The following is a 23,450-nucleotide window of genomic DNA, read 5'->3' as shown; positions in this document are numbered from 1 at the left end:
GGGAGTGTGATAGGTATGAACGCAAGTAGACATTTTTTTTTGACAAACCGGGTAGTAATAATTGGAAAAATCTTTTATTACAAATTACAACCTTGTGTATATGAAATCATCGTTGCTATTTGAAATCGCGCATTTAAAAGATAATGGAATAGGTTCCTCCTACATCTGATATAGTAATAATTATCAAATCTGCACCTGTTCCGGCATAAACAAACCCTGTTACTTTGCAACCAACATTCTCTTTTATGGAAGTAAAACCCTTTAATGAAGCAGAGATACAGGCATTCAGGGCCGAAACAACAGGCACGGCTGAACGCATTCACCTGAATAATGCAGGCGCTTCTTTGCCGCCGGATATCGTGGTAAATACCATGGTTGATTTTCTGCGCGAAGAAGCTTTGTATGGCGGTTATGAAACAGAAGCCAAATATCGCGCCCGGCTTGACCATACACATGCGCTGATCGCACAACTTATTCATGCGCATGCTGATGAGATAGCCCTCGTAGAAAATGCCAGCGCCGCCTGGGACATTGCTTTTAACGGGCTTGACTTTCAGCAGGGCGACGAAGTAATCACATCTGAAATGGAATATGTTTCCAATGTGCTGGGCTTGCTGAATGCACAAAAGCTTTACGGCATTGTCATTAAAATGATACCCAATGATGTCGAAGGAAATTTTTCTATAACCGCATTAGAGGCTGCCATCAATGCCCGAACGAAGTTGATCGCCGTTACGCACGTTCCCTCTACGGCAGGTAATGTATTGCCTGCAGCTGCAATAGGCGAAGTAGCCCGGAAACATAAAATTGTGTACTTATTAGATGCCTGTCAGTCGGTGGGACAAATGCCGGTAGATGTACAGTCCATTGGCTGCGATATGCTGGCCGTAACAGGACGTAAATATCTGCGCGGCCCACGTGGTTCAGGCTTTTTGTATGTACGCAGGCAAATGCTTGATAAGCTAAAACTGTTGTTCTTTGATGGCCGCACGGTTACCAGTGTAAATCAGCAGGGTTTTGTGGTGCGGGAAGATGCGCGGCGTTTTGAATGGTATGAAAAGAATCCCGCTGTAACGCTGGGTCTTCAAAAAGCCGTGGAGTATGTGTTGAACATAGGCGTAGAGCGAATATGGCAACGGATACAGCACTTAGCGTCTTTGTTCCGGCAACGCCTCAGTGAGTTGGATGGTATTGTGGTGCATGATCAGGGCAATGACCTTTGTGGCATCATTACCTTTTCCATGTACGGCGTACCGTCAGCAGCCATTAGAACAAAACTGGCAGCAAAAAATATCAACGTACATATCGGCTTTGCCAAATCCACGCTGTATTATATGAACCGGAAAGGGCTGGATGGCATTGTACGTGCATCTGTGCATTATTACAATACGGAAGAAGAAATAGAACTGATATGCCGCGAATTGCGTGCGCTGGATTAACAGCATATTAAACATTATCGGTGTTTATGGTTAATTAAGCGTACCTTTTCCCCTTGCCGGTTATACTACCGGCAGGTAAATCAACAAAAATGTCAAATCTTACACAGGTTGTTAACACTGATAAAAACCTGAAAACATTAAAGCAAAGTGTTCATTCTTCCGACCTTGACCAGCTGCTGAGCAGTTCCGGTCCTTTCACTTTTTTTGCCCCTTCCGACCTTGCTTTTGAAAAACTGGATAAGGGGTTTATGGAAAATCTTTTGGAACCGCAAAACAAACTAAAACTTACGGATCTGCTGAATAACCACATAGTAAAAGGAAAATTCTATTTCAAAGATCTGAAAGATGGTGACAGATTGGAAGCCATAAATGGTAATCAATTATTAGTGGAAGTGAAAAATGGCAAAGTGAGTATTGGAGATGCTGTTATTCTTGGACGTGAAGCGAAAATAACCAATGGGGTCATGCATTCTACGGATATGGTGTTTACTAAAAAACACTTTCGCAGTTTGTAAAATTTTCCCGGCATTCATTGCAACTAAAAATGACAAGAGCCTTCAGGTCTTTGGATCTGAAGGCTCTTTTGTGTTTGAATACCCCTGTGCGGAATAACGACCTCTCAGTTTAATAAATCATTTAAAAGTTTGTCTGGGCAATAAGCGCCGCTTTGCCGGCATCAGAAAAATCCATCGGGATAATACCAAATCTTCCCTGTGTATTTGTAGTAAAGTAAGAAGTGATCCTCGGATTGATATTATCAGAAACAGTTGTTATGCTCGGAATACCAAATATGAGCGATTTATATCCGCTGGTAAAATTTATATATAAGGTTGTGTTGCTACCGCTTTTTGCTTCTGATAACAGATTGGTCACATTGACCCATTTGGCATTATTATCCGGAACAACATAATTGTCCTGCACCCGCAATTGCGATTCGGCGTTATTGATCGTAAAAGTAGTATTATCGGCCCAACTCGTAGCTGCAATACCTTTAGGTGTGGCGGTACTGCTGAATCTTCTCAATAAAACAATTTTACCGCGTACTGAACCCAACGTAGGAATGGTAGCGCCGAGGTACCAGTGAGCAGGATTTTTTTGGGTGTAGGCATCAAATGTTTGTTCAAAGGTGCGTGTGTTGTTCGAAGGGTCATATTCTTCTTTTACACTCATAATAATACATTCACCGGGGTTGTTGGTTAAAAAAGAAAAACAGGCATTCAATACATCATCAAAATTCAGGTTCTGATATATCGATCCATGGTGAATAGCAAATGCATCACCTATGTGCCGGCACCTGATATCCAGGAAACGGATACCGGCGTTTAGCTGATCGGCAATAGTTAATGACTGGCATTTAGCAGTACCCGAAACAGGTTCGTAACGGGCGCCGGCATCATGCGAGCCGGGAACTGATAACTGAGAAAGCAAGTAGCTGTCTGACAATGATTGCATCCAGCCGGCAGGACTGATGGCTGCCACCGCGATCCTGCTTTGTGATGAAGGCGTTGCCTGCTCATTGTTAGTAAGAGGATCATGCTGAATATTCTTTTTACAACTGGTTAAAGAAATGGCACATGATGAAATAAAAAGGAATACGTAAAGAATTTGTCTTTTCATAAAAAGGTTTATGCAATAAAGATAAAATAACGGGCTTGCATAACCATTCCGGTGAGCTGATTAATAATTAGATAATATTTTAAATTGTTTGAATAAATAAAGTTTATCAATTGTTCTCGTCTTTCCAATCAACGCATGCTCAACAATGTTCCATTGTGATCTACCACCATAGCAGATCTGCGCCGGCCGATACAGGCAGGCAATTCTGACAGTTGGTGAACATTGTGGGGATCGGCGGATGAAAGGTTGGCTATTTCAAGTTGGCCTATATCAATTCCAAAAGAACGCTCCCCCAATAAATTATATACCGCTGCATAAGCCAGTTGCAAAAACTGACCTTCATTGTTATAGGTGCATAACGGGTGATACACTATAATATCTAAATTGTCCGGATCATTGGTGGCAAAGGAAAAACAGAACTCGCCGGGATGGATACCGGCATCCTCTATTTGTTTTTCCAATAAAAAATCAATTGGCATAGGGTCTTCCAGCGCACCAATGCTCCAACCCGGTATTTCAGGAGCTGTGGCAACAAATGCTTCTACCTTTTTAAAATGCATCACCTTACCGCTTACAGTGATGGTTAACTGTGAAATTCCTTTATCAGGCAACGTTATACTGAACCCAAAGAATTTGAAATAGGCCCGCAAATGAGCGTTCAATTCACGCACCCAGTAAGCAGCTTCTTTTTTAGACTTTTTATTCAGCTCAAGATATTCCTGATTATGGCGTTTGAACCACTCCCAAAAATGACGCTTTGGTAACCTGCTCATATAATTTGTTTGTAGTTATTCAAAAAATGCCCCGTTCCGCTTTACAGCGGGACGGGGCTGGTAAAGCCTTACAAAGTTACATCCAATATTCCTTCATTACCCGGAACATCGGTTGCAATGGCTATCACTTTACTACCGGCCAGCAGGTTATTTGCCTGCGTGGCAGTGTAGGTAAATACTGTGCCACTGATGTCTGTTTCAGCATTACCGTCTTCGAGCAGCGTGCCATTGGCAGCATATATTTCTACCCGTACACTTACTACGCGGAAATCATCTATTGCACTAACAACGATTTTGTCGTTGACGTTGCCTTTGTAATTACGCGTTTTGATATTTGTAACAACGGGTGGAGACATATAATCTTCCAACGCCCTGCTATACACGTTTTGCCGGGGTCGCAGAACAGCGGCGTAGGCTTCTGCCAGGCTTTTGTCCGGACTTCTTATAATTGCCCTTGCATATCGTGTTGCGAACAGGAATCTTTCCTGTGTTTCGGATTGGGAAGATGATGGATCTCCCTTCCGCTTTTTAGGTGCTTTAGCAACAATTGTTTTACCCTCCCACTCGCGATATACGAGTTCTTTTCCGAGGGTTCCACTGAGTTTGCCTGTTGCCAGGCTATTATTTGAGGCCATAAATACCTCCTGATTTTTAATGGTGAATGAATCTGGTTTACTTTACCAGTCGCTGCCGGAGGAGAGGGTTCGCGGGTTCGCTCTACCCGTTAGCCCTGAGCGAAACTCCTTTGGCAGTAACTGATGACACAAATGTATATCAGCTTCCACTTCGTATTTTAATAATGTGATGGTGTTTACCTCAACCTGTGACGAGCTTCGGCTAGTGATGTGATGTTTGGTATTTTTTCCCCGAAAACACTCCGGTTTTTGGGACGGTGTTCGAAAAAATCTGTTACGGGCAGTCGAAAACCGGTGCTGTTTGGTAGTTTCAACTCCGAATCACCTCAGATTCGCCTCCGAATCACCTCGGATTCACCTCGGGTTCACCTCGGATTTACCTCGATTCACCTTAGTTCCTCCCTGATGCTACCTCTTTGCCTTCCCGGATTCCGAGGAAGCAAAGAGGACCTAAAGAGGAGAAATCAAGGTTTCATAAAGGTAGCATTGAGGTTGCATACTGCCTCACCCTGCAAGATGTACACCTTACGCATTCTTGCACAAGGAATTTTTAATGGTACTTTTTTTTAAATTGCCAACATTTATAACCTCAAAGCTCATTCGTTATGCTGAAGCCATTTTTTGTTTGGCAAAACAAAGTATTGGAGCGTATCAACCCTGAAGAAGTAATGTGTCTTTCTACAGAAGGAAATTATACCAAAATTTATCTTTCGGATAAATCTTATTACATGGTGCGATCGACGTTATCGAGTGCATTAAAAAAACTTCCTCCGGAAATGTTTATCAAAACACACCGCTCATATGCAGCTTCCATTCATTTCATTGATAACATAGCCAGAGATCATTTAACAGTTGGCGGGGAAGCCATTCCGATTGCCAGGCAATTTTACAGGTCGGTGATTGAGCAGCTGAATATTATTGAGTGAGGAAAACATTTATTGTCACACAACTAATGTACTATTTCTTTTGATTGAGAAAGGCTGAAAGGTTTTTTAATGTGGGTCTGTGTACAGGCTAAGCAAAAAATCAATAAGGAGACTACTGCGATAAAGGTTTTCATTGTGTACTGTTTGGGTTAATCCGGCGCAAAAATAGGTATTCTGGCTGTTTAATCCTTTTACCGGGTTTCAGGTAAAGTTCAGGGTGTTCGCCTTTATTTATTAAACGTTTGCCACCATAAGTTAGCTTCCATCGGTCTTTCCCTTTCATCAAAGTGCTCAAATATGAAGACGTATTGTGGCCTGGTCAGGAAAACAATCCGTCCGTCATTGTTAAACAAAATGGGATAGACACGTTCTTCTGATTTGTGAATTGCCAATTGGTCATTTAAAATTTCAACAAAGTTCTTCGTGGCGATTCCCCAGGCCCGCAGGTCATTTGGATCACCTTTATATGCAGTGTATTTTTTACCGTTAATAACGATAGTATGTTCCGTAGCATCGTCGCTAAAGTAGTCGTCCTTCCATTCCAGAGGAATATTTAGCTTATCAAAAGTGGCCTTGATGTCTTTCAGATAGTCAACAACACCACCAGGTTCAAAAAGAGTCTCTCCATCGCAGAAGTAGAATCGTCTGCAAAAAGGCTCGTGAGGGGGGCTATATTCATTTATGGTGTTTAGGACTTTAACCTGGTCATAAGTAGTTGCTATTTCCTTTTTGAGTGTATCGAGCTTGTCTGAATCTGTATATTTAAAATATCCAAGCGCATCTAAAGTGTCAACTACTTGTTGCCCTGTTATAGTTGAAATATTTGTGTCAGCAGAAACAGTCTGTCTATTATCGTCTTTCTTTTTCTTTTTAGATAATGAAAGGATGATGATGATTGATAAAATCAGCCCACTTATAATTATTAATGCAGCCTTCATAAAGATTAAACTATTAGTCTATGGTGACTCGCTACGTTCAGGGTTTGGCGAAGCGCGGGTAATAGCTTCCGTCACGCCGGAACTGTTGTTTTTTTTATTAAAGTTCAAGATAAAAATTTTTTCTGAACAGAAAACGTCAGGTTCGAACTGAAACATAAATTTTATGGTAAAAGCACAACATTTCAATTAACCACTGTCCGCCCGTTTTTGCCAGGCTCATATAGCGGCTGCTCTTCCATCCATTTTTGTTCGCGGTTATGGAATGAGATAAATTTTCTTCACTATCAACAATAAAATAATCATCAGGATGCAGGTACCAATTATGATTTTGTGCTTGCCGAAATAGAATAAAATTGTCATTGCTAAAAGTCCGATAGCAGCAATCAAAGAGCCGATCAAAAAAGGCTTTATCTCATCATAAGTCAATATTGTCTTTGAGTAATATTGCAGTCTAAAGGGTTCGCTGATTGCACGAATTAAAGCAAGAAAAATAATGACAGTCGCAATTTTTGAAATCTTACCTGCGTCCCTGAACAAATTTCTAATACCCATTTTCAATTTTATTTTTCATTGCGTTCAAAGTGGCTGTTGTTTCCCTGGCAATTTTGGGTTTGATAATAAAGTTTAGCAACCAAACCTTAAGTTTTGAGCTCGAATAAAAATGTGCAATCTCTACTTTAGTTGTCTTATCGTCAATTTTTTTCAAAGTCGATTCTACAACATAGTCGGGCAGCAACTTTGTCAAACCCATTGTGTCGGATAGAAAGACTGTCACAATTTTATCCATTGGAATAATTTCAATGTCCTTTTCTATGCAGGTATTCTTCCCGTCTGTCAGGTGACACTGATAAGCCACATCAACTTCCCGAAATTGTTTGCCCGAAATAAGGTCAACCTTGTTTACCCGTGGGTGATAGTCGGGTATTTTTGAAAGGTCCTGGTTATATTCCCATACTTTTTCAATTGGAGCATTGATGATAACAGATTGTTTGGATTGAAATTTTGGCCTCATTTGTGTGATGTTTCGTAGTCAAGCTCATTTTTGACCGGCTTAAACCACGGCAAATGAGCAAGTTGCCATAATCATTAAAGTTTTTAACGATAATCAGGATTAATAGCTTACCTTTGCCCCATTCATTCCCTCCCTGCACCTATCTTGATTTCAATTATTCAATATTTGTGAAGGTAAGATTGTAAGGCCATTAATTGTGACGTCTAATGGCAACCTCCTATTTATTATTTATTTTAAAATTCACACATTGTCATTTCAAAATTTAAAGATCATTGACCCTATCTTAAAGGCATTAGAAAACGAAGGATATACCCAGCCAACTCCCGTTCAGGAGCAATGCATTCCCCATCTGCTGCAAGGCAAAGACCTGTTGGGATGCGCACAAACAGGCACTGGTAAAACGGCCGCGTTTGCCATACCGGTTCTTCAGATACTGCATCAAAAAAAATCGCTTTCGAATAATCATGGTATTAAGGCGCTTATACTTACCCCTACAAGGGAACTTGCCATACAGGTACAGGAAAGCTTTGATGTATACGGAAAATTTACCGGTTTAAAGCACCTGGTAATTTTTGGGGGCGTACCCCAAAGGGCACAAGTGGCCGCATTGAGGCAGGGTGTTGACATATTAGTTGCTACCCCCGGACGTTTGCTTGACCTTGCCGATCAAAAATACATCAATTTAAATCACATACAGTTATTGGTATTGGATGAAGCAGACCGTATGCTTGACATGGGCTTTGTACATGATGTTAAAAAAATCATGGCAAGGTTACCTAAACAAAACAGGCAAACGCTTTTATTTTCTGCTACCATGCCTCCCGCCATTAACAAGCTGGCCAATTCATTATTAACAAATCCTGTACAGGTAACCATTACGCCGGTTTCTTCAAGCGCCGCCACTGTTCAACAAACTGTTTATTTTGTTGAAAAAAGAAATAAGATTTCTTTATTAAAGCACCTGCTGCTTAATACCGACATACCTATGGCCCTTGTTTTTACCCGAACCAAACATGGCGCCGACCGTGTTGCAAGAGATTTAAACCAGGCCGGGGTCAGGGCGGAAGCCATTCACGGCAATAAATCGCAGGCAGCAAGGCAAAATGCCCTGCTTCAGTTCAGATCGAGACAGATAAAAGTACTGGTAGCAACCGATATCGCAGCCCGCGGGATAGATATTGACGAACTCCCTTATGTTATTAACTACGAGTTACCCAATGTTCCCGAAACATATGTACATCGTATTGGCCGTACGGGACGTGCCGGTACCAATGGCCTTGCCCTTTCGTTCTGTGACCAGGAAGAGAAGGCATTCCTACACGATATTCAAAAACTCATTGCCAATGTAATACCGGTAATAGCTGAACATTTATTTAAGGATCATTCTGTCAGCAATACAAGGCATTCATCCTTCCATCCTAAACAGAACACTGCTCCTTCTGCCAGACGATTTTCGCGTTCTCCGAAGAAGAAGCGTGCAAACACTTAGTCGTTTTAAATCAGGCATTGGGAGGATGTAAGTCAAAAATTTGGCGTTGAGCAGGAATGATAACGCAGGAGTTTTCATATTCACGAAGTAATGGCTGATAACATTAATATGCTATCAGCCCTTCCGGGCAGTTTATTTTTCAAACAATTTCTTTTCCATTTCAAACACTTTGTTTGCCTCAAAGTAGTAAGTTTTTGTTTCTCCTTCCTCTGTTTTTACAACCATTTTGTCACAGGCATTTTTATCAGAACTACTTGTACTTTGGCTTTGTAGTTGCGCACCAATCATATTTAGGATAAAATACTCTTCTTCAATCTGTGTTACGTGCCAACCTGTTTCACAAGTCGTACCGTCTCCACTTTTTGTGATAGAGTATAAAAGCCCAAATTCGATGTCATGATACTTTTTTTGATTTAAAGTGTCACCAAGGATTTTGTATGTCTGTTGTAAATATTTATGAGCAAACATACTTGTATAGTCAATACCCAACATAGCTTTAGTTAGTCTTATTACTCCCTGAAAATTTTTGTTTCTAATTTCAGTGTAAACCTGCTTTTTCAGACTGTCGTAATTTTTGCCTTTCCTGCTAAATTGCTTACTGTCTAAAAAGCTATTTCTAAAATCAGTATAATCAATATCCAACTCCCCACTTTCAAGTTGCCCTACATACTTTGAATATTTGTCGTTAAAAGCCGGAATTTCAATTTTACTGTCTTGTCCAAAAACAAAAATTGCCTGGAGAAAGAAGAAACCAATCAGGAGTAGTGTCTTGTAGTTTGTCATTTCGATTTAGGTATTTAGGTTTGTCGGATAAAATCATTACGTTGCGCCCTACTCTCAAAAACCTCGTGTTGTACGCTTGCAGGTTACCTTGCTTTAAATGCCTTTCCGTTAAAAGCATACGTCTGATACTTTCCTGAAAATCCTTGTTTCGCTCCTTCAATCGGAACCTGAATAATCCTGCCGCTGTTTTTGATTCTAATCACCGGAACTTTTTGATCTTCTCTAAAAGCATGTAAGTCGAATTCAACATAAAGATTAGTAGCGTTATCGGGAAAAATCTCCGGCTCTATCAGCTTATTATCTTTAATAGAAAATGCCCGTAATTCCTGCCAGGGATTTGCTGTTGAACCTTGTCCATTACCCCAGGCTAAATAAATGTTTTTCCCGTTAGAAGTAGTGATGGTATTTATAGAGTTATAATGCATGTAGGTGTAAGGCATTACCTTATCACTTGTATCCAATAACATTTTTGTTTTAATACCTTGTGATGTTTTAAAGATTGCCATTGTTGTAAATACAATCAACGTTCCGCCCGTTCTTGTGTCCCATGAAACAAGCACAAGATTTTTGTCAACAGATTTGGTCAGGTAAATTAAGTCATAGTTTAATGAATCAGGAAAGTTGAACAAATACGTCTTGTAGCGGTTCAATATAGTAATGATTTTATCGTTTTCTCGTTCCAAAGCCTTATAGCCGCTGGATTGATGCAGGTGGTCAATTCTTGCAAATTGATTGGTGATTGTTTGATAAAATTCTTTGAAAGACCGCGTTTTTACAGAATCACCTCTTCCAACTTGTCCCTGACAGACAAAAACCCATAGAAAAAGTGTCGTTAATAGGATTCTCATTTCTTTCATACAAAGGTTTACGGCCTGGCGGCACAGCTTTGCCCTTTAGTCAATAGCGATCACAATATAACGCTCTGCAGGATTCGTAATTGCAAAAAATTGGTGAAAATTCAACAATTTGATATCCCCCCAAAAACAACAAGGCCGCCCCGATAATTCCGGAACGGCCTCGTAATTTGTTTATTACTTCAAATTAATACTGCGGATTTTGCAGCAGGTTACTATTGAGATTGATCTGATCCTGCGGAATGGAAGTGAGATAATTCTTCTTCGTCATTGGCACTGCAGGCGGACCACTCAATATTACGGCACCGGTTGCCGCATCTACACCAAAAGGATAAGTGCTGGGCTTATAAGCAGGATTCTTGGTATATGGGTTTGTAAAAGTAGCTATCTCCGTTGGCTGTCCATTATACTGTACAATCATTCCCATGGGTACCTGATTCAATTCCTGCTCGGCAATGCCCCAGCGGAACAGATCGGTAAACCGGGTATTCTCGCTCAGCAACTCCAGCGTGCGTTCGCGGCGTATTTCACCCAGCATGGTGAGTGAAGGGTAAGGCGCAATCAGGGCATTGGTTAACGGTGCGGCGCCTGCGCGTTTTCTTATTTTGTTGATAGAAATATTCAGATCCCCATCTGAAATGGTTCCATTGCCCAGTTCGCATTGTGCTTCGGCATACGTGAGGTATACTTCCGCCAAACGAATTTGCGGGTAGTCGTACGACTCCTGGTAGTCGTTACGGTTGGGAGCCTCACTGCTCCATTTGCGGCTACCGTAGCCACTGCCCCCGTTGCTTAAGTCGGGATACGATACATTGATATACGATGGCCAGTTAGATACGGTTAAATAGTTAGCCAGCGTATAATTAGCGCCGTAAGCTGAGCTAAAGCCCCAGTACTTTTGGCGGGGTGCACCGGTAATACAGGTCATGCGTGATTCGCGATTTGTAAACTCGTCGGTCATTAACGCATAGCCTTTCGCCAGGGGCGATACGCTGTAAGGCAAGCCATCCGTGCACAAAAACATATCCATCAGCTTTCTCGAAATACCGCCACCGCCTGTATGGGTAAGGTTGGCAGCTCCCTGTAACAGGGTATAGTCGTACCTGCTGCTCAGGATAAACTCCTTGTTGGCGGTTTTCGTAAGTCCTTTGGGGTTAGAGGCTGCATCATCCAGTATAAACAGGTAACGGTAACTCAGCGAATCAACACCTGTGAAAAGGGAATAATCGCTATACGACATTACCTGCGAACTCAACGAGGCCGCTTCGGTCAGGTATTTGGTAACGTTACCCGCATCGTAGCCCTTGCTGCCGGCGCCGGAAGATACGCCATCGCCATCAGTAGCTTTGCCCACATATTTTTCATAGGTGCCTTCATATAATAACACCCTTGCTTTAAAGGCCATGGCCGCCTGTTTGCTTACCTGTCCTTTGTCAGTGGCGGCAATGTTGGCTTCCAGCGGCAGGCCGTCGATCGCCATATCGAGGTCAGCTAATATCACACGCATAACTTCATAGCGACTGTTGCGTGGCGCCATAAGCAAGTCACTGGTTACACCTGTTACTACTGTATCTATCGGCACGCCACCAAAGCGCTTTAACAGGAAGAAATGTTGCCAGGCGCGAAAGAAGTACGCCGCGGCCACATATTGTTTAATACCTGCATAATCGCCGGTATATTGCGCCCCTTTACCTATCAGGATGTTGGTGGAGCGGATATAAGCATAGGTGTTGTTCCAGTAAAGATCGCTGGCGTTGAGGCTGGAGGGCCAGCCGTAGCCGGGGCTCAGCAGATCACTGCCCCCATCCATCCAGTTATAGATGTTGCTATTGTTAATCGGTTTGAAACCGATCATCTTGTTATAGAAATTATTGGCAGCGGCTTTAAACTGGTCGGGATTTTTATAATACACCGCTTCTGTTGCCTTATCAAGCGGGTCCAGGTCAAGGAAAGTTTTGTTGCAGGATGACAGCAGCAAAATCAAAGCCGCACCCGATATAGTAATTAATGTTTTCATTGTTGGCATAACCATCATTTTTAAGAATCAAACAATCAGAAAGTCAAATTGAGGCCGAATGACCAGGTTCTGAAAAAAGGATAACTGTTATCGGCACTTTCTCCGCGTTCAGGATCAAAGCCGTCTTTCACCGAAGTGAGTTCAAACAGATCGTTGCCTGAGAAAAACACCCTGGCTCTGTCGGCCTTGATACGGGATGATATTGATTTCGGCAGCGTATATCCTATCACCAGCGATTTCAGCCTGGCATAGCGCAGGTTCTGCACATTCACATCGTTAAACTGCCAGTTCCAGTTGTTGATATTGTTATCGAACGAAAGCCTTGGGTACTGCGCATTGGGATTATCGGACGTATATGTTTTACCGATATAAGTAGTGTTTACATTCAGGTAGTTGCGGAAGAATGGCGCACGGCCATTACCAGTTCGCAGGATATTCCATTTGAAAACGCCCTGTATAAAGGCACTAAAATCAAAGCCGTGCCATTGTGCGCCCAGGTTTACACCGAACATGTAATGCGGATCGGCATCTCCATAGTAATACAAATCGCCACTGCCTTTGGCTCCGGTTCCGGTAGCAGTTATTTTATTATCGCCATCAAGGTCTACCACTTTCACATCGCCGGGGCGCAGTACGTTGCTTGCACCGGCGCCACCGCCAAAGGCCTGTACACGGCCGGTAGAGCCGTATTTGGCAAAGTAATCATTGGCTTCCTGCTGGGTTTTAAAAACGCCATCGGTTTTATATACATAGAGACTGTTCAGGGGGTAGCCTTCACGCGGTGTGGTATACTTACCCTCGGCCCAGGTATTGGCGCCGGCGTAAGAGAGTACGGTATTCTTAGCATTGAACAGGTTAAAGCCTACGTTATACTGCACTTCACCTGCTTTGTCTTTCCAGTTCAGGCTCAGCTCCCAGCCACGGGTACGCAGCGTACCGCCGTTGCTAGTAGGTGCAGGTCCGCCCAATATGCTGGGGTATACCACGCGTATAAGCATGCCTATATTTTTGTTCTCAAATAGTTCAAACGAACCGGTCAACCGGTTGTTGAGCACACCAAACTCTACCGCAATGTTCTTCTTGGCCATTCTTTCCCAGGTGCGCTGGTTGGTAGTAATACTATCTGAATAGCCGGTACCTTGTAAGGCTGGTGTAGTACCAAACAACGCTGTACCGGTGTTTATCAGGGCCAGGTAATCGTAGTAACCCAGGGTGGCCTGTCCGCCGGTTTCGCCATAACCTGCTTTGACTTTCAATTCATTCAGCCAATCGAAGTGTTGCATAAATTCTTCCTGGCTTATACGCCATCCGCCGGATACGCCGTAGAAGTTAGCCCAGCGGTTGTTCATATCAAAACGGCTCGATCCATCGCGGCGACCCAGAAACTCTAACAGGTATTTTCTTTTATAGTCGTAGTTGATACGGGTAAAGTAAGATACCAGGCCCCAGTGGTAGGCGCCGCCTCCGTTCAAGCCAGTATAAGAAACAGTAGACGGAGAAATGGCCGTATTCAAATCGTACAGTCCATCGTATTGTAATTGTGAACGGGTGGCGCTCACCGATTTGTTTTCAAACAGCTCGGCACTGGTACCCACCATTGCAGCAATATTGTGGTCTTTAGCAATGGTTTTTGTATAATCGGCCTGTGCACTGTATGTTTGATAAACTGTATTACCTACCGTTTCTGTTAAGGCAGGGTTATTGGGCGCACCAAATTGTACCGAGTTTACTTTTGTGCCCAGCCAGTTCCACAGGTTAAAGGTTTGGTTGTATTCGGTTTTCCAGCCATCGCGTTTTACAACAGCAGCATTACCGGTAAGCTTGAAACCTTTAAATATTTCTGCAGTCAGCTTACCATTCAATCTTACAATACCTTCTTTGTTTTTAGAGGTACCGCCCGATTGCGTAAAGGCTACCGGATTTCTGTAACCATAATCATCATAGTAATTCCCTGCTTTGTTGTAGATCGGAAATATAGGCGCGTCGAAATAGCCATTACCCACACCATTGCGGGGACTTTGTACAAGCCGGTTATCAAACGATACGCCTGTTTCGAGCCGCACGCGGTCGCTGATGTTATAGTCGTAATTAAAGCGGGCGGTGTATTTCTTTTCACCGTCGAACGCAGTTTTTAATAAAGACTTATTGTCGGCATAGCCAAGCGAAAGCATATAGGCTGTTTTACCGCCCGTGCCGCGTACCGAAACGTTTTGCTGGTTACTCCAGGAAGGACTGTACAGCGCACGCTGCCAGTTGTTATCTTCATAATGGTGTACAATACCACCAGGGTCGGTGTAATCGAAAGAAGAATCCGCCGCCATTTTTTGCAGGTTGGCTTTCGTCCACTGCGGAAACCATTCAATCGGGTTGCCCGATGCATCTCTTTTATCAGAGGTAGAAGTTTGCAGGTAAAGGCTGGCCCATTGCGGCATCGAAGCCCAGGGCACGGATATACCAATGGTATTGCGACTGTAGTTAGAATTCAGGCTTACCTGCATTTTACCACCCTTGCCTCTTTTGGTAGTAACAAGGATTACGCCTCCCTGTGCACGCGCACCATAGATGGCCGCGGAGGCATCTTTTAACGCGGTTACACTTTCAATATCATTCGGGTTAATCTGGTTAAACTCCCAGGTACCAATCAATGGCACACCGTCTACAATGATCAGCGGTTCAATGGCTGCCACAGAAGATGCGCCGCGCAAAACAATGCTTAAACCCTCATTACCGGGGCGCGAAGAGGTGCGGGTTATTTGCAGGCCTGGTAGTTCGCCCTGTAAGGCGGTTACTGCGTTGGGCAAAGGACGGTCTTTAAACACTTCCTCTCCCACCTGCACAATTGATCCGGTGAGGGTAGCTTTTTTACGGGCGCCATATCCTACCACTATCACATCGCCTAAATCAGTGGCGTTCGATTTTTCCATCTGAATAACAATGGTATTGGAAGCATCCGGCGTTAACTTTGTTAACCTCAGGGTGGCATACCCAATATGCGTTATTACCAGTTTACCACCTGCGGGCAGGGCAATGGTAAACCGGCCGTCCAAATCGGTAGTTGCTCCTTTAGTGGTGCCTTCTACAATAACAGAAACATTGGTCAGTGGAGAATTAGAGCCGGCATCGATTATCCGGCCGCTCAGGGTTCGGGTTTGTGCCCAGGAGTACGTGCTGCTCAGCAGCACTGCCAGTAAGGGCAATAAAAACAGTCTTAATGTTCTCATACAGCAATTGTTGAAGATTGAATTATAGTGCGAATTAAATCGCAATCGTAATGGTTGAACAACCCAAAAATAGAGGGGGTATTAAAGAAGAAGGGGGGTTTTTTAAACCAAAAAAGGGGGGATAATTGACCAATCCTCCTTTTCCGGGTGCAGGTTAACTTCCGTTTAATTTTTAATGCTCCCAAAAGCTGGTGTACCATATACTACTATATATACAGCTATATGAATACCCGCAGAGAATTCCTCAAAAACGCAACTTTGTTATCAGATGGCGCCGGCCTAATGCAACTGTTCCCCCTTGCATCGCGAAAGCACTGGCTATTGATCCTGAAGCAGGCAGCATCTGATTGCCGCTTTACAACTGCAGCCAGGTAAAAGAGTAATAGTTGTTGCTACCGCTGCCATCGGCTTAGCGAGGCTGCCAGTTCCGCGAAAGGCACTTACAAGGGCAAGGATACAACAGGTTACGGTTACGTAGAACTGGTCGGCCAGTGGAGGTAAGATTTTATTGCTACTGATTTTATAACTTGTAGCTGTTGTCCAACTCAAATTCATTTAGGTATACGCAATGTTCATTTGAAACGGTAATAGGCAGGGTGCGTTTTGGTGAAGGCTAAAAGTGTCGGCCAAGCCCTAAATTACTGAATAGTTTTAGATGAATTGCAGTTAGTCCTACAAATAGAATTATCGCAATTATCTTGTTTATAAGTTTTTCGCCTTTCCGCTTGAAAATCGAAGTCAATAAAATTCCAACTGTCGGGACAAGTCCGGCAAACAAAAACAGATGAACCCACCCAAGTCCTTCAGAGTCGTGTGTTCCACCTGAATATAATTTTAAACCAATATCATTTAATGCAACAAATAGAAAAGTCAGGGTACTTATTAATATTACGCTGATGTTTTTTGTCCTAAAGCAAATAAGTGAAGAAGTTATTGTCAAAACAATGGGTGTCAGTATAATACCATTTGGTGCAAAAAAGTGTCCTATTAGTCCATTTAAAACAACAGTCAAAATAGATAGTCCCAGGGCAGTAATATTTTTCATTTAGTTGCTGTTGTAATGAGTGTCGCCATAGCCATATCCTGCCAACAACTTGTGAATATCGTTAGGGCCTGCGTATGAAAGATTAGCACGTGTATTCGAAAACAGGTTACTTCCCAACAACTACTGCGTATGCAGAGCCATTATCTGCAAGTGCTTTCATAACCCCATTTTTCCAGTAAACAGGAATATATTTTCCCTGTGCATAAATACTACCCACTATATATACATCCTTACCAGCGATGGCTACTCCATTTGCAGCTGAATAAGAATATCCGTCTGTAAGTTTCGTCAATACCCCGTTCTTCCAATATACAGCAGTTGTATTTGCATTATAAGATTTGTACCCCGTTACATACACATCAGTGCCATCAATGGCTATAGCGTTGGCGGCTGCATAGGTATTATCCAGCGAGGTAAACTTAACATCGTTGAGATAAAAAGCCTCACCTCCTGAATATCCCGCAATATATTTATCCGTTCCTGAAACAATAATTGCCTGCAAAGCGGTAGAAGTGGCTATAGATACCCATTTGTCGCGCATACCGTTTTTCCATACAACTGCAGAATCAAAGCCGGTTCTATCATGAACGCTGCCGACGGCGAAAACATCCGAATTCGAAAAAGCGATCGCATAACCAATGCCCTGAGTAACCGGCAAAAAATTAAAACGCTGTCCGTTTTTCCAATAAGCGGCTGTATCCCCATTGACAGTTCCCACTACATATACGTCTGACCCCAGAACGCCAATTCCATAAGTTTGAGAATAGCCGCTGTTTGTTAGCTTAACCTGTATGCCGTTCTTCCAATAAACGGCCAACGCCTGGTTGTCGCCCCTCACCTGCCCGGCCAGATAAACATCGGCACCCGATAAGATAATGCTGCTGGCAAAGCCATTCTTTGCCAGGATTACCTGCTCACCGTTTTTCCAGTAAACGGCATTTCCATCAGTCGATCCGGCTATATAAACATCGGTACCAGGCGTAAAAGCAGGGTCGGTAGTTGTTGTTTTTTTACAGGCAACAAGCAGGGAAAATAAAAGGAGACAAGGAGTTATTAAGGAAAATCTCATATAAGGCTATTATCTATAGGGCGCCTGACGAAGGCTGTTGCAAATTAATGTTTTTGAACTTAATTACATAGTGTTAACCCATCGCCCCCTTAACTAAATAAGCTGCCCCATTTTTCCGGAGCAGCTTATTGTATATATATTATCCTGTAAACAGCTTACAACACCTCTTCCAGTTTTTTGATCAGGGCCTCTCCCCGTAAATGAACTGCTATGATCTTTCCCTGCGGATCGATCAGGTAATTCATCGGAATTTCTTCTATGCCGTACAATTTTCTCATGTTGCTGTTTTCTTCGGGGGTCAGTGTAGCTACCTGTGGCCAGGTAAGCCCGTCTTTTACGATGGCAGCTACCCATGCTTTGCGGTCGCCCGGCTTTTCGAGCGATACACTCAGCACGGTGAAGTTTTTATCTTTGAAACGATCGTAAGCCTTTATGACTGATGTAGTATTTTCAAAGCGGCAGGGTATGCACCACGATGCCCAGAAATCAAGTAGCACATATTTGCCGCGGAAAGAAGATAAATGAACCGGCTTGCCCAGTGTATCGTTCAGCACAAAATCCTCAGATGATTTGCCCGGCCCTAACTTAAAAGCTGTTTCTATCTGCTCGCCCAATTCTTTACCGACAACGGTTTTTTTCAAAGGATCGGCCAGTTTATTGTACAAGGCAAGCAGCATTTCTTTTTCTTCTGCCAGTGACTTTGCAGTAACCATTTCCCGAAGCAATCCAAGCGATACATGCGATGCCGGATTGGCTTTCAGGAACACCAGTTCAACGCTGTCGATCTCATGCTTATTTCTGTCATTGAGGGCGCGATACGTGTTCTTTGCTACGGAATCACGTGCAATGATGGCGCGCAGCATATCGTTGTAGGATGCGCGTTCCTTTTCAACAAAGGGTTTCAGCTTTGCCTGAAACGCCAAAAAATCTTTCTGTGATTTACCGGGGGCGTTGATAACAGCCGTTGCCAATGGCAACCCTTCCACGGTCACTTCGCCGCCTTCGATAAAAAATTCGCATTTTTCACTGGTTGCCCAGGGTGTCACCTGCCGCACTGCCTTTGTTGTATTGATGGATAGCGTTGCCCTGGCAGGGTCAATCACCGTGCCTTCTATAGTAAAGGCGCCATCCTTTATTATTGTCTGGGTGTACACCTTTTTAACGCCATTGAAATAAGCAAACATAACCTTTTCGCCATTCCGGGAAGTATCTTTTAAATTCCCTTTTACTTTGAATGCGGTTTGCGCCGAAAGGGATATGCACATACCGGTCATTAAACTTACTGCAATAAATGTTTTAACTGTATTCATATTTTCTTTGATTTTATGTTTCTTTTTTCTCCTTTAAGGGCGCCAGCGCCCCGAAATGCAGTAGCGCTAAGAGCTTTTTTTTCTCTTTCTACTCCTTTAATCTCTTAGCTAAAAAAGAGAGGCGCGAAGCGCCGAAAGAGTATTTAAACAGTTTTATATTAGTTAATAGCTCGCCAGTTCATATCTTTTACTTTTATTAAACCATCCCAGTCACTTCTGTCAACCGGCGTAATAGTCACGGTATTGGGATCGGCGCCTACCATATAACGGCGCAGCCTTCCTTTGGCAGAAGCGCTGTAAGTAGCAATGTACAGGGCATTGGTAGCATAGTCGATCTGGGTATCGAATTTGAGCATGGTTATTTCATCTGATCCCAACTCGGGAAACCGGTATAATTTTTCATAACCCTTATTGTAATCGTAGGCATACAATATATTGCCTACTGAATAAAATATCACGGAGCGGCGGGATGAGAATGCATAAAAACCGGCTTTGTCAAAATCGGTGGCTATCGAACTTACTATATACAGGTCACGCTTAAGCGGTGTGGCGCCACTGGCGTAAAATTTATAAATATAGTAGTTGTTGCTGTTGTCTTTTAGCAGCGCAAATGAGTTGCCGTTGGTTGAACCGCCGTCGGTATTGCGCGTATTTTCTCCATACACCAATGTGCGGCCTGTGCCTGACTGATTCCAGGGAAAAATATCCGTTGCATTGTCGGTGGGTATGGTTGAATAAGCACCGGTACCAAATGTGGCGTAATTCATAAAGCGCTGGCCTTCGGTATCATACCACATCATAGAGGTCATGCTGCCAATTGCATAAAAAAGGAAGGGTGCCGATTTGATCAGCCTGCCGAAATTAGATTGCTCGCGGTTAACCGGATTGGTATAAAAATCACCGCCCGTGATGTAAGTATGCGTGGCAAAGATATTCCCGTCGCTTGTCATGATGGCTCGTGCATAGGTATTACCCGTAGTGCCCGTCCTTTCTTTGATCTGCGGAATGTAAAGAATGGGGGTAAGACTTTCCTTGTTCAGATTGTCATTGGTAACCAAAATGCTTGCGAAGTTTCGCGCGGTATTGCCCAGCATCGACTTACGGTCAAGATAGTACGATCCGCTGTTTGTCATCACCCACAGCCGGCCGTTTTTGCTTGTTGTATCCTTGCCGCCCGACTGCAGAATGGTTACCGGGTCGTGCAGGGCCGGTAAGCCGCTGTTACTGAGAATGCCGTGCACCACCACGGTATCGTTCACCATCGTTATCATATCCACTTCAGCATTTCCGTTTTCTCCTGTTCCCATCAGCATAAGCCCGGTTGAATAACGGGTTGCAACCGTAACGGTGGTACCTGCCTTCCAGGCTACACCTGTAGTTTTGTCTATGATCCTTAAATACAGCAAATAGGTATCGGGGTTCACATTTACCCGGGCATCGAGTACGGGCTGGGTTCCCAGGGTATCAACCACCGTTGTGCCGCTGTATAATATCCAGTAGTAATTGAATCGCCCGGGATCTGCATCCGCTTCGGTCATCTGTATTTTTGGTGCAATGTGCAGTGTACCTACACCAAGAACAACCGGGTAATTGGCTGCCATACCGGCTATTTTGATCTCATTGATGCTTTGGTAATCATAATTTCCCTTGTCTTTAAAACAGGCCGCCCCGAAAATTATAAAAGCAGTAAGTATGATTGTGTTGATTCTTTTCATAATGAATTACCTCATTGTTAATAATCAGGGATACGGTACGCCAATGGTAGAAGTCCATGGAACAGAACCAACCCACATCAGTCTTCCATCATCCTCCTTTACAGGTGTTCCGGCATTGAACTGGTTGATCAGATAACGCGTCATTTCTGAAGTAATGAGGTTACTCAGCACCAGGGTCATTGTTGTTTCTGAGCCAAAGTCTTCATACGTGAGGTTAAAGAGCTGGCACATCAGTTCCAGTTTTTTCCGGGTAAAGGCGCCCCATGATCCGGCTTCCTTGTTGGCGGCCGTTACTGAACCCCGCCAAACCGCCGGCTGCACCATCAGGTCGTTTACATTGATGGTATGCAGGGAGGCATCAAAAACAGTATCGGCACCAACGGTGCCTGTACCCAATCCCGTAATAGCCTTCCAGCTGGGAAAAGCAAGCCCGAAATACTCGTTGGCAACCAATCGCAGACCGATCTTTTTGGTTGCCGCCTTAAGATCGGGTGTTCGTTTCAGCGTTACCGGTATATACGCCATGGTAGCATTAGCCGGAATAACAATTGATTCAGGAACCGGCAAATAATGTATGTTAAGCTGTGCTGTAGTGGAGTCGGGATTGATCTGTACCCTGAACGGCCGGTCGTAGTCTTTAACGGGACCGGTGATCATTACTTTTATATTGACCAGCATTTCCTGAACGCTGGCAGGTTGTTTTACAAACTCAACGTTTGTGTAGGAGTGGTAAGGCCATGTTGAAGATGCATAGTACGAAGGTCCTGACTGCACCGCAAAATAAACACCCTCTATCCCTTCATATCCCATCATCTCTTTTTTGCAGGATGCCAGCAGCCAACCCACGGCCAGCACCACAAACCAGTATGTATTTTTCATTGTATCAACTTTTTAAAAAGATTAAGAAATTCAGGGGTTTCGAAATTTTGAGATTTCGGGATTAAATCTCAAAATCAAAAAATCTCAAAATCAGCAATACGGGATCAGTTGCCTCTTACTGAAGTTTCACTAACAGGCAGCGGCACTATGTAATTGGATAAAATCATTTGTTTTGTTCCGGTAAGGCTGGCGTGATTAGGCACCGCAGTCATAGCATTTCGCTTATAGTAAAAGAACATCTGCCCTTCGCCAATTACCTCTTTCCTGAACTCGCGGGTGATATAGTCTTTTAACTGTGCCGTTGTGGTGGGCGCCAGGCTAACGCAGCCTCTGCTGTTCCGCACCACATTCAGGTAAGCGGTTCCTTCAGCGATCGAATTGCTGCATTCTGCGGCAATTAAGATCACCTCGCTCATCCTTATCAGCGGCATCATGTAAGGGCCCAGGGTGTTGGTGTTAACATCAAACTTAATATGGGTAAGATAGGTAGCCGTGGTATTGGTTTGTGTTGTCCATGCTTTGAGCCGGTAGTCGTTCTGGTCATCGTACAATTCATTCTTCCGGGCCATATTATCGTCGTTGTTATTAAAACTCAAACGCATACCCTTATCGAGATTCGGTGAAAAGAAATTATTAAAGACGTTTTGCCGGTTGAGGGTGAACAACGAGAACATTACTTCCAATACAACCATATGATCAAAGTCGGATGGTGTAGCTGCAGGATCGATCACCCCTATTCCGAAAATAGGTTTATTGGGATTATAGGCTTCTGTGAATATCTCCTTTGCCTGCGTTAGGGCATTTTCCTTATCCTGCATCCATAGGTACGCCCTGGCCAGCAATGCTTTTGCAGCATAATAGTTAAGGCGGTACTGGCGGAAAAACAGATCGTTGGCGCCATTGGGATTGTTCATATGACGAAGGCCTTCTGTGATAATGGGGTCTGCATCTTTCAGCAAAGCAATAGCTGCTTTTAAATCCCCGATTATATCTTGCATGATCTCTGCAGAACCAAGCAAAGCAGATGACTGTGGCCGTGATGAGGTATTGTAGGGAATACAAGGCTTATCCTTATCTGCCGCTGAATAAATGGGACCAAACAGGCGCAACATATCAAAATGCAGCATGGCCCTTAATGCCAGCGCCTCCCCTTTTACCAAACCGAAATAAGGAGGCGGTAAAAGCTCGTTGCTGTTTTCACCACATCGTTCAATGATCACATTGCAGTTAACGATCAGCTCATATGCTTTCTTCCACATGTTATCAAATACAGGCTTGGTTTTGTCTGATGTATAGGCAAAAGTGGTAAAGTCGTAAAACCGGTGGGTTGAAAGATTCATATAATAATACTGCGCCATCACATCGAGGCCCGACACAGTCATGTTCTCCCCATATATGGCTGCATTGGTCAATTCAACATACACACCATTCAACGCACTCAGGTAGCCTTCCCTGGTACTGAACAACTGATCCTCTGCAAGCCGGTCGGTCGGCTTTACGTCAACCCATTTATTGCATGACCCCAGCAATACAATTAGCAATAGACAATTGACAATAGACAAAGGTGTAATAGTGCGGAATGCCCGGTTATCGGCAGGCTTTGCCAATTGCTTATTGCCAATTGTCAATTGATCCTTGCCTATTGCCAATGGCCTATTGCCTATTGACATTCGCATCATAAATATGTTAACTATCTTCATTTTCATTTTGGATCTTGTTTATTGTTAC

General features: G+C 43.5%; 19 protein-coding genes. 4 read left to right on the top strand and 15 right to left on the bottom strand.

Going from position 1 to position 23,450, the window contains the following annotated elements; genetic code table 11:
- Nucleotides 1–224 precede the first annotated feature (224 nt).
- Both AC59IL_RS34370 and AC59IL_RS34365 read left to right on the top strand, forming a co-directional pair.
- Complete coding sequence (locus AC59IL_RS34370; RefSeq protein WP_496556794.1) at nucleotides 225–1,439, top strand: aminotransferase class V-fold PLP-dependent enzyme; 1,215 nt, start codon at nucleotides 225–227, stop codon at nucleotides 1,437–1,439.
- 89 nt (nucleotides 1,440–1,528) lie between these two features.
- Complete coding sequence (locus tag AC59IL_RS34365) at nucleotides 1,529–1,954, top strand: fasciclin domain-containing protein (protein WP_496556793.1); 426 nt, start codon at nucleotides 1,529–1,531, stop codon at nucleotides 1,952–1,954.
- A gap of 121 nt (nucleotides 1,955–2,075) precedes the next feature.
- On the opposite strand, the gene AC59IL_RS34360 is transcribed toward AC59IL_RS34365, so the two are convergent.
- From AC59IL_RS34360 to AC59IL_RS34350, 3 genes are all read right to left on the bottom strand, one after another.
- Nucleotides 2,076–3,056 carry a phosphatidylinositol-specific phospholipase C gene (locus AC59IL_RS34360; RefSeq protein WP_496556792.1) on the bottom strand — a complete coding sequence of 327 codons (981 nt, stop codon included), beginning with the start codon at nucleotides 3,054–3,056 and terminating at the stop codon, nucleotides 2,076–2,078.
- A gap of 128 nt (nucleotides 3,057–3,184) precedes the next feature.
- Nucleotides 3,185–3,829 carry a hypothetical protein gene (locus AC59IL_RS34355; RefSeq protein WP_496556791.1) on the bottom strand — a complete coding sequence of 215 codons (645 nt, stop codon included), beginning with the start codon at nucleotides 3,827–3,829 and terminating at the stop codon, nucleotides 3,185–3,187.
- Between the two features lie 68 nt (nucleotides 3,830–3,897).
- Nucleotides 3,898–4,464, bottom strand: coding sequence for a hypothetical protein (locus AC59IL_RS34350; protein ID WP_496556790.1), 567 nt, complete (start codon nucleotides 4,462–4,464; stop codon nucleotides 3,898–3,900).
- A gap of 605 nt (nucleotides 4,465–5,069) precedes the next feature.
- Here AC59IL_RS34350 and AC59IL_RS34345 point away from each other — a divergent pair.
- Nucleotides 5,070–5,390: a LytR/AlgR family response regulator transcription factor gene (locus AC59IL_RS34345; protein ID WP_496556789.1), complete on the top strand. Its 321-nt coding sequence runs from the start codon at nucleotides 5,070–5,072 to the stop codon at nucleotides 5,388–5,390.
- A 227-nt stretch (nucleotides 5,391–5,617) separates the two neighbouring features.
- On the opposite strand, the gene AC59IL_RS34340 is transcribed toward AC59IL_RS34345, so the two are convergent.
- Together AC59IL_RS34340 and AC59IL_RS34335 are read right to left on the bottom strand one after the other, a co-directional pair.
- A complete protein-coding gene (locus AC59IL_RS34340) occupies nucleotides 5,618–6,328 on the bottom strand; it encodes a hypothetical protein (RefSeq protein WP_496556788.1) in 711 nt (236 codons plus the stop codon).
- 541 nt (nucleotides 6,329–6,869) lie between these two features.
- Nucleotides 6,870–7,340 (bottom strand): SRPBCC family protein, encoded by a 471-nt coding sequence (locus AC59IL_RS34335; protein ID WP_496556787.1) that lies wholly within the window; start codon nucleotides 7,338–7,340, stop codon nucleotides 6,870–6,872.
- A gap of 247 nt (nucleotides 7,341–7,587) precedes the next feature.
- Between AC59IL_RS34335 and AC59IL_RS34330 the strand changes: the two genes are divergently transcribed.
- Nucleotides 7,588–8,829 carry a DEAD/DEAH box helicase gene (locus tag AC59IL_RS34330; RefSeq protein ID WP_496556786.1) on the top strand — a complete coding sequence of 414 codons (1,242 nt, stop codon included), beginning with the start codon at nucleotides 7,588–7,590 and terminating at the stop codon, nucleotides 8,827–8,829.
- A gap of 132 nt (nucleotides 8,830–8,961) precedes the next feature.
- On the opposite strand, the gene AC59IL_RS34325 is transcribed toward AC59IL_RS34330, so the two are convergent.
- The 10 genes from AC59IL_RS34325 to AC59IL_RS34280 form a co-directional block, all read right to left on the bottom strand.
- Nucleotides 8,962–9,612, bottom strand: coding sequence for a DUF4919 domain-containing protein (locus AC59IL_RS34325; RefSeq protein WP_496556785.1), 651 nt, complete (start codon nucleotides 9,610–9,612; stop codon nucleotides 8,962–8,964).
- 83 nt (nucleotides 9,613–9,695) lie between these two features.
- Nucleotides 9,696–10,469, bottom strand: coding sequence for a hypothetical protein (locus tag AC59IL_RS34320; protein ID WP_496556784.1), 774 nt, complete (start codon nucleotides 10,467–10,469; stop codon nucleotides 9,696–9,698).
- Nucleotides 10,470–10,653: 184 nt separating this feature from the next.
- The gene (locus tag AC59IL_RS34315; protein ID WP_496556783.1) at nucleotides 10,654–12,492 is read right to left on the bottom strand and encodes a RagB/SusD family nutrient uptake outer membrane protein; all 1,839 of its coding nucleotides are present in this window, start codon (nucleotides 12,490–12,492) and stop codon (nucleotides 10,654–10,656) included.
- A 26-nt stretch (nucleotides 12,493–12,518) separates the two neighbouring features.
- Nucleotides 12,519–15,704, bottom strand: coding sequence for a SusC/RagA family TonB-linked outer membrane protein (locus AC59IL_RS34310; protein ID WP_496556782.1), 3,186 nt, complete (start codon nucleotides 15,702–15,704; stop codon nucleotides 12,519–12,521).
- 613 nt (nucleotides 15,705–16,317) lie between these two features.
- A complete protein-coding gene (locus AC59IL_RS34305) occupies nucleotides 16,318–16,749 on the bottom strand; it encodes a hypothetical protein (protein ID WP_496556781.1) in 432 nt (143 codons plus the stop codon).
- A 106-nt stretch (nucleotides 16,750–16,855) separates the two neighbouring features.
- Nucleotides 16,856–17,818 carry a hypothetical protein gene (locus AC59IL_RS34300; protein ID WP_496556780.1) on the bottom strand — a complete coding sequence of 321 codons (963 nt, stop codon included), beginning with the start codon at nucleotides 17,816–17,818 and terminating at the stop codon, nucleotides 16,856–16,858.
- A gap of 155 nt (nucleotides 17,819–17,973) precedes the next feature.
- Entirely contained in the window at nucleotides 17,974–19,128 is a 1,155-nt protein-coding gene (locus AC59IL_RS34295) for a redoxin domain-containing protein (protein WP_496556779.1), read from the bottom strand.
- Nucleotides 19,129–19,286: 158 nt separating this feature from the next.
- The gene (locus AC59IL_RS34290) at nucleotides 19,287–20,843 is read right to left on the bottom strand and encodes a PKD-like family lipoprotein (protein ID WP_496556778.1); all 1,557 of its coding nucleotides are present in this window, start codon (nucleotides 20,841–20,843) and stop codon (nucleotides 19,287–19,289) included.
- 24 nt (nucleotides 20,844–20,867) lie between these two features.
- A complete protein-coding gene (locus AC59IL_RS34285) occupies nucleotides 20,868–21,722 on the bottom strand; it encodes a DUF4843 domain-containing protein (protein WP_496556777.1) in 855 nt (284 codons plus the stop codon).
- A 104-nt stretch (nucleotides 21,723–21,826) separates the two neighbouring features.
- Entirely contained in the window at nucleotides 21,827–23,428 is a 1,602-nt protein-coding gene (locus AC59IL_RS34280; RefSeq protein WP_496556776.1) for a RagB/SusD family nutrient uptake outer membrane protein, read from the bottom strand.
- Nucleotides 23,429–23,450 lie beyond the last annotated feature (22 nt).

It is taken from the genome of Niastella sp. sgz303648, from assembly GCF_059587045.1.
The sequence above is the reverse complement of the archived record's forward strand: the minus strand, read 5'-3'. Positions and strand labels throughout refer to the sequence as shown.

Coding starts and splice junctions, on each gene's coding strand:
- AC59IL_RS34365 (WP_496556793.1), top strand. CDS start 1,529: ATGTCAAATCTTACACAGGTTGTTAACACTGATAAAAACCTGAAAACA.
- AC59IL_RS34295 (WP_496556779.1), bottom strand. CDS start 19,128: ATGAATACAGTTAAAACATTTATTGCAGTAAGTTTAATGACCGGTATG.
- AC59IL_RS34335 (WP_496556787.1), bottom strand. CDS start 7,340: ATGAGGCCAAAATTTCAATCCAAACAATCTGTTATCATCAATGCTCCA.
- AC59IL_RS34355 (WP_496556791.1), bottom strand. CDS start 3,829: ATGAGCAGGTTACCAAAGCGTCATTTTTGGGAGTGGTTCAAACGCCAT.
- AC59IL_RS34305 (WP_496556781.1), bottom strand. CDS start 16,749: ATGAAAAATATTACTGCCCTGGGACTATCTATTTTGACTGTTGTTTTA.
- AC59IL_RS34300 (WP_496556780.1), bottom strand. CDS start 17,818: ATGAGATTTTCCTTAATAACTCCTTGTCTCCTTTTATTTTCCCTGCTT.
- AC59IL_RS34340 (WP_496556788.1), bottom strand. CDS start 6,328: ATGAAGGCTGCATTAATAATTATAAGTGGGCTGATTTTATCAATCATC.
- AC59IL_RS34310 (WP_496556782.1), bottom strand. CDS start 15,704: ATGAGAACATTAAGACTGTTTTTATTGCCCTTACTGGCAGTGCTGCTG.
- AC59IL_RS34290 (WP_496556778.1), bottom strand. CDS start 20,843: ATGAAAAGAATCAACACAATCATACTTACTGCTTTTATAATTTTCGGG.
- AC59IL_RS34280 (WP_496556776.1), bottom strand. CDS start 23,428: ATGAAAATGAAGATAGTTAACATATTTATGATGCGAATGTCAATAGGC.
- AC59IL_RS34320 (WP_496556784.1), bottom strand. CDS start 10,469: ATGAAAGAAATGAGAATCCTATTAACGACACTTTTTCTATGGGTTTTT.
- AC59IL_RS34360 (WP_496556792.1), bottom strand. CDS start 3,056: ATGAAAAGACAAATTCTTTACGTATTCCTTTTTATTTCATCATGTGCC.
- AC59IL_RS34315 (WP_496556783.1), bottom strand. CDS start 12,492: ATGCCAACAATGAAAACATTAATTACTATATCGGGTGCGGCTTTGATT.
- AC59IL_RS34285 (WP_496556777.1), bottom strand. CDS start 21,722: ATGAAAAATACATACTGGTTTGTGGTGCTGGCCGTGGGTTGGCTGCTG.
- AC59IL_RS34325 (WP_496556785.1), bottom strand. CDS start 9,612: ATGACAAACTACAAGACACTACTCCTGATTGGTTTCTTCTTTCTCCAG.
- AC59IL_RS34350 (WP_496556790.1), bottom strand. CDS start 4,464: ATGGCCTCAAATAATAGCCTGGCAACAGGCAAACTCAGTGGAACCCTC.
- AC59IL_RS34345 (WP_496556789.1), top strand. CDS start 5,070: ATGCTGAAGCCATTTTTTGTTTGGCAAAACAAAGTATTGGAGCGTATC.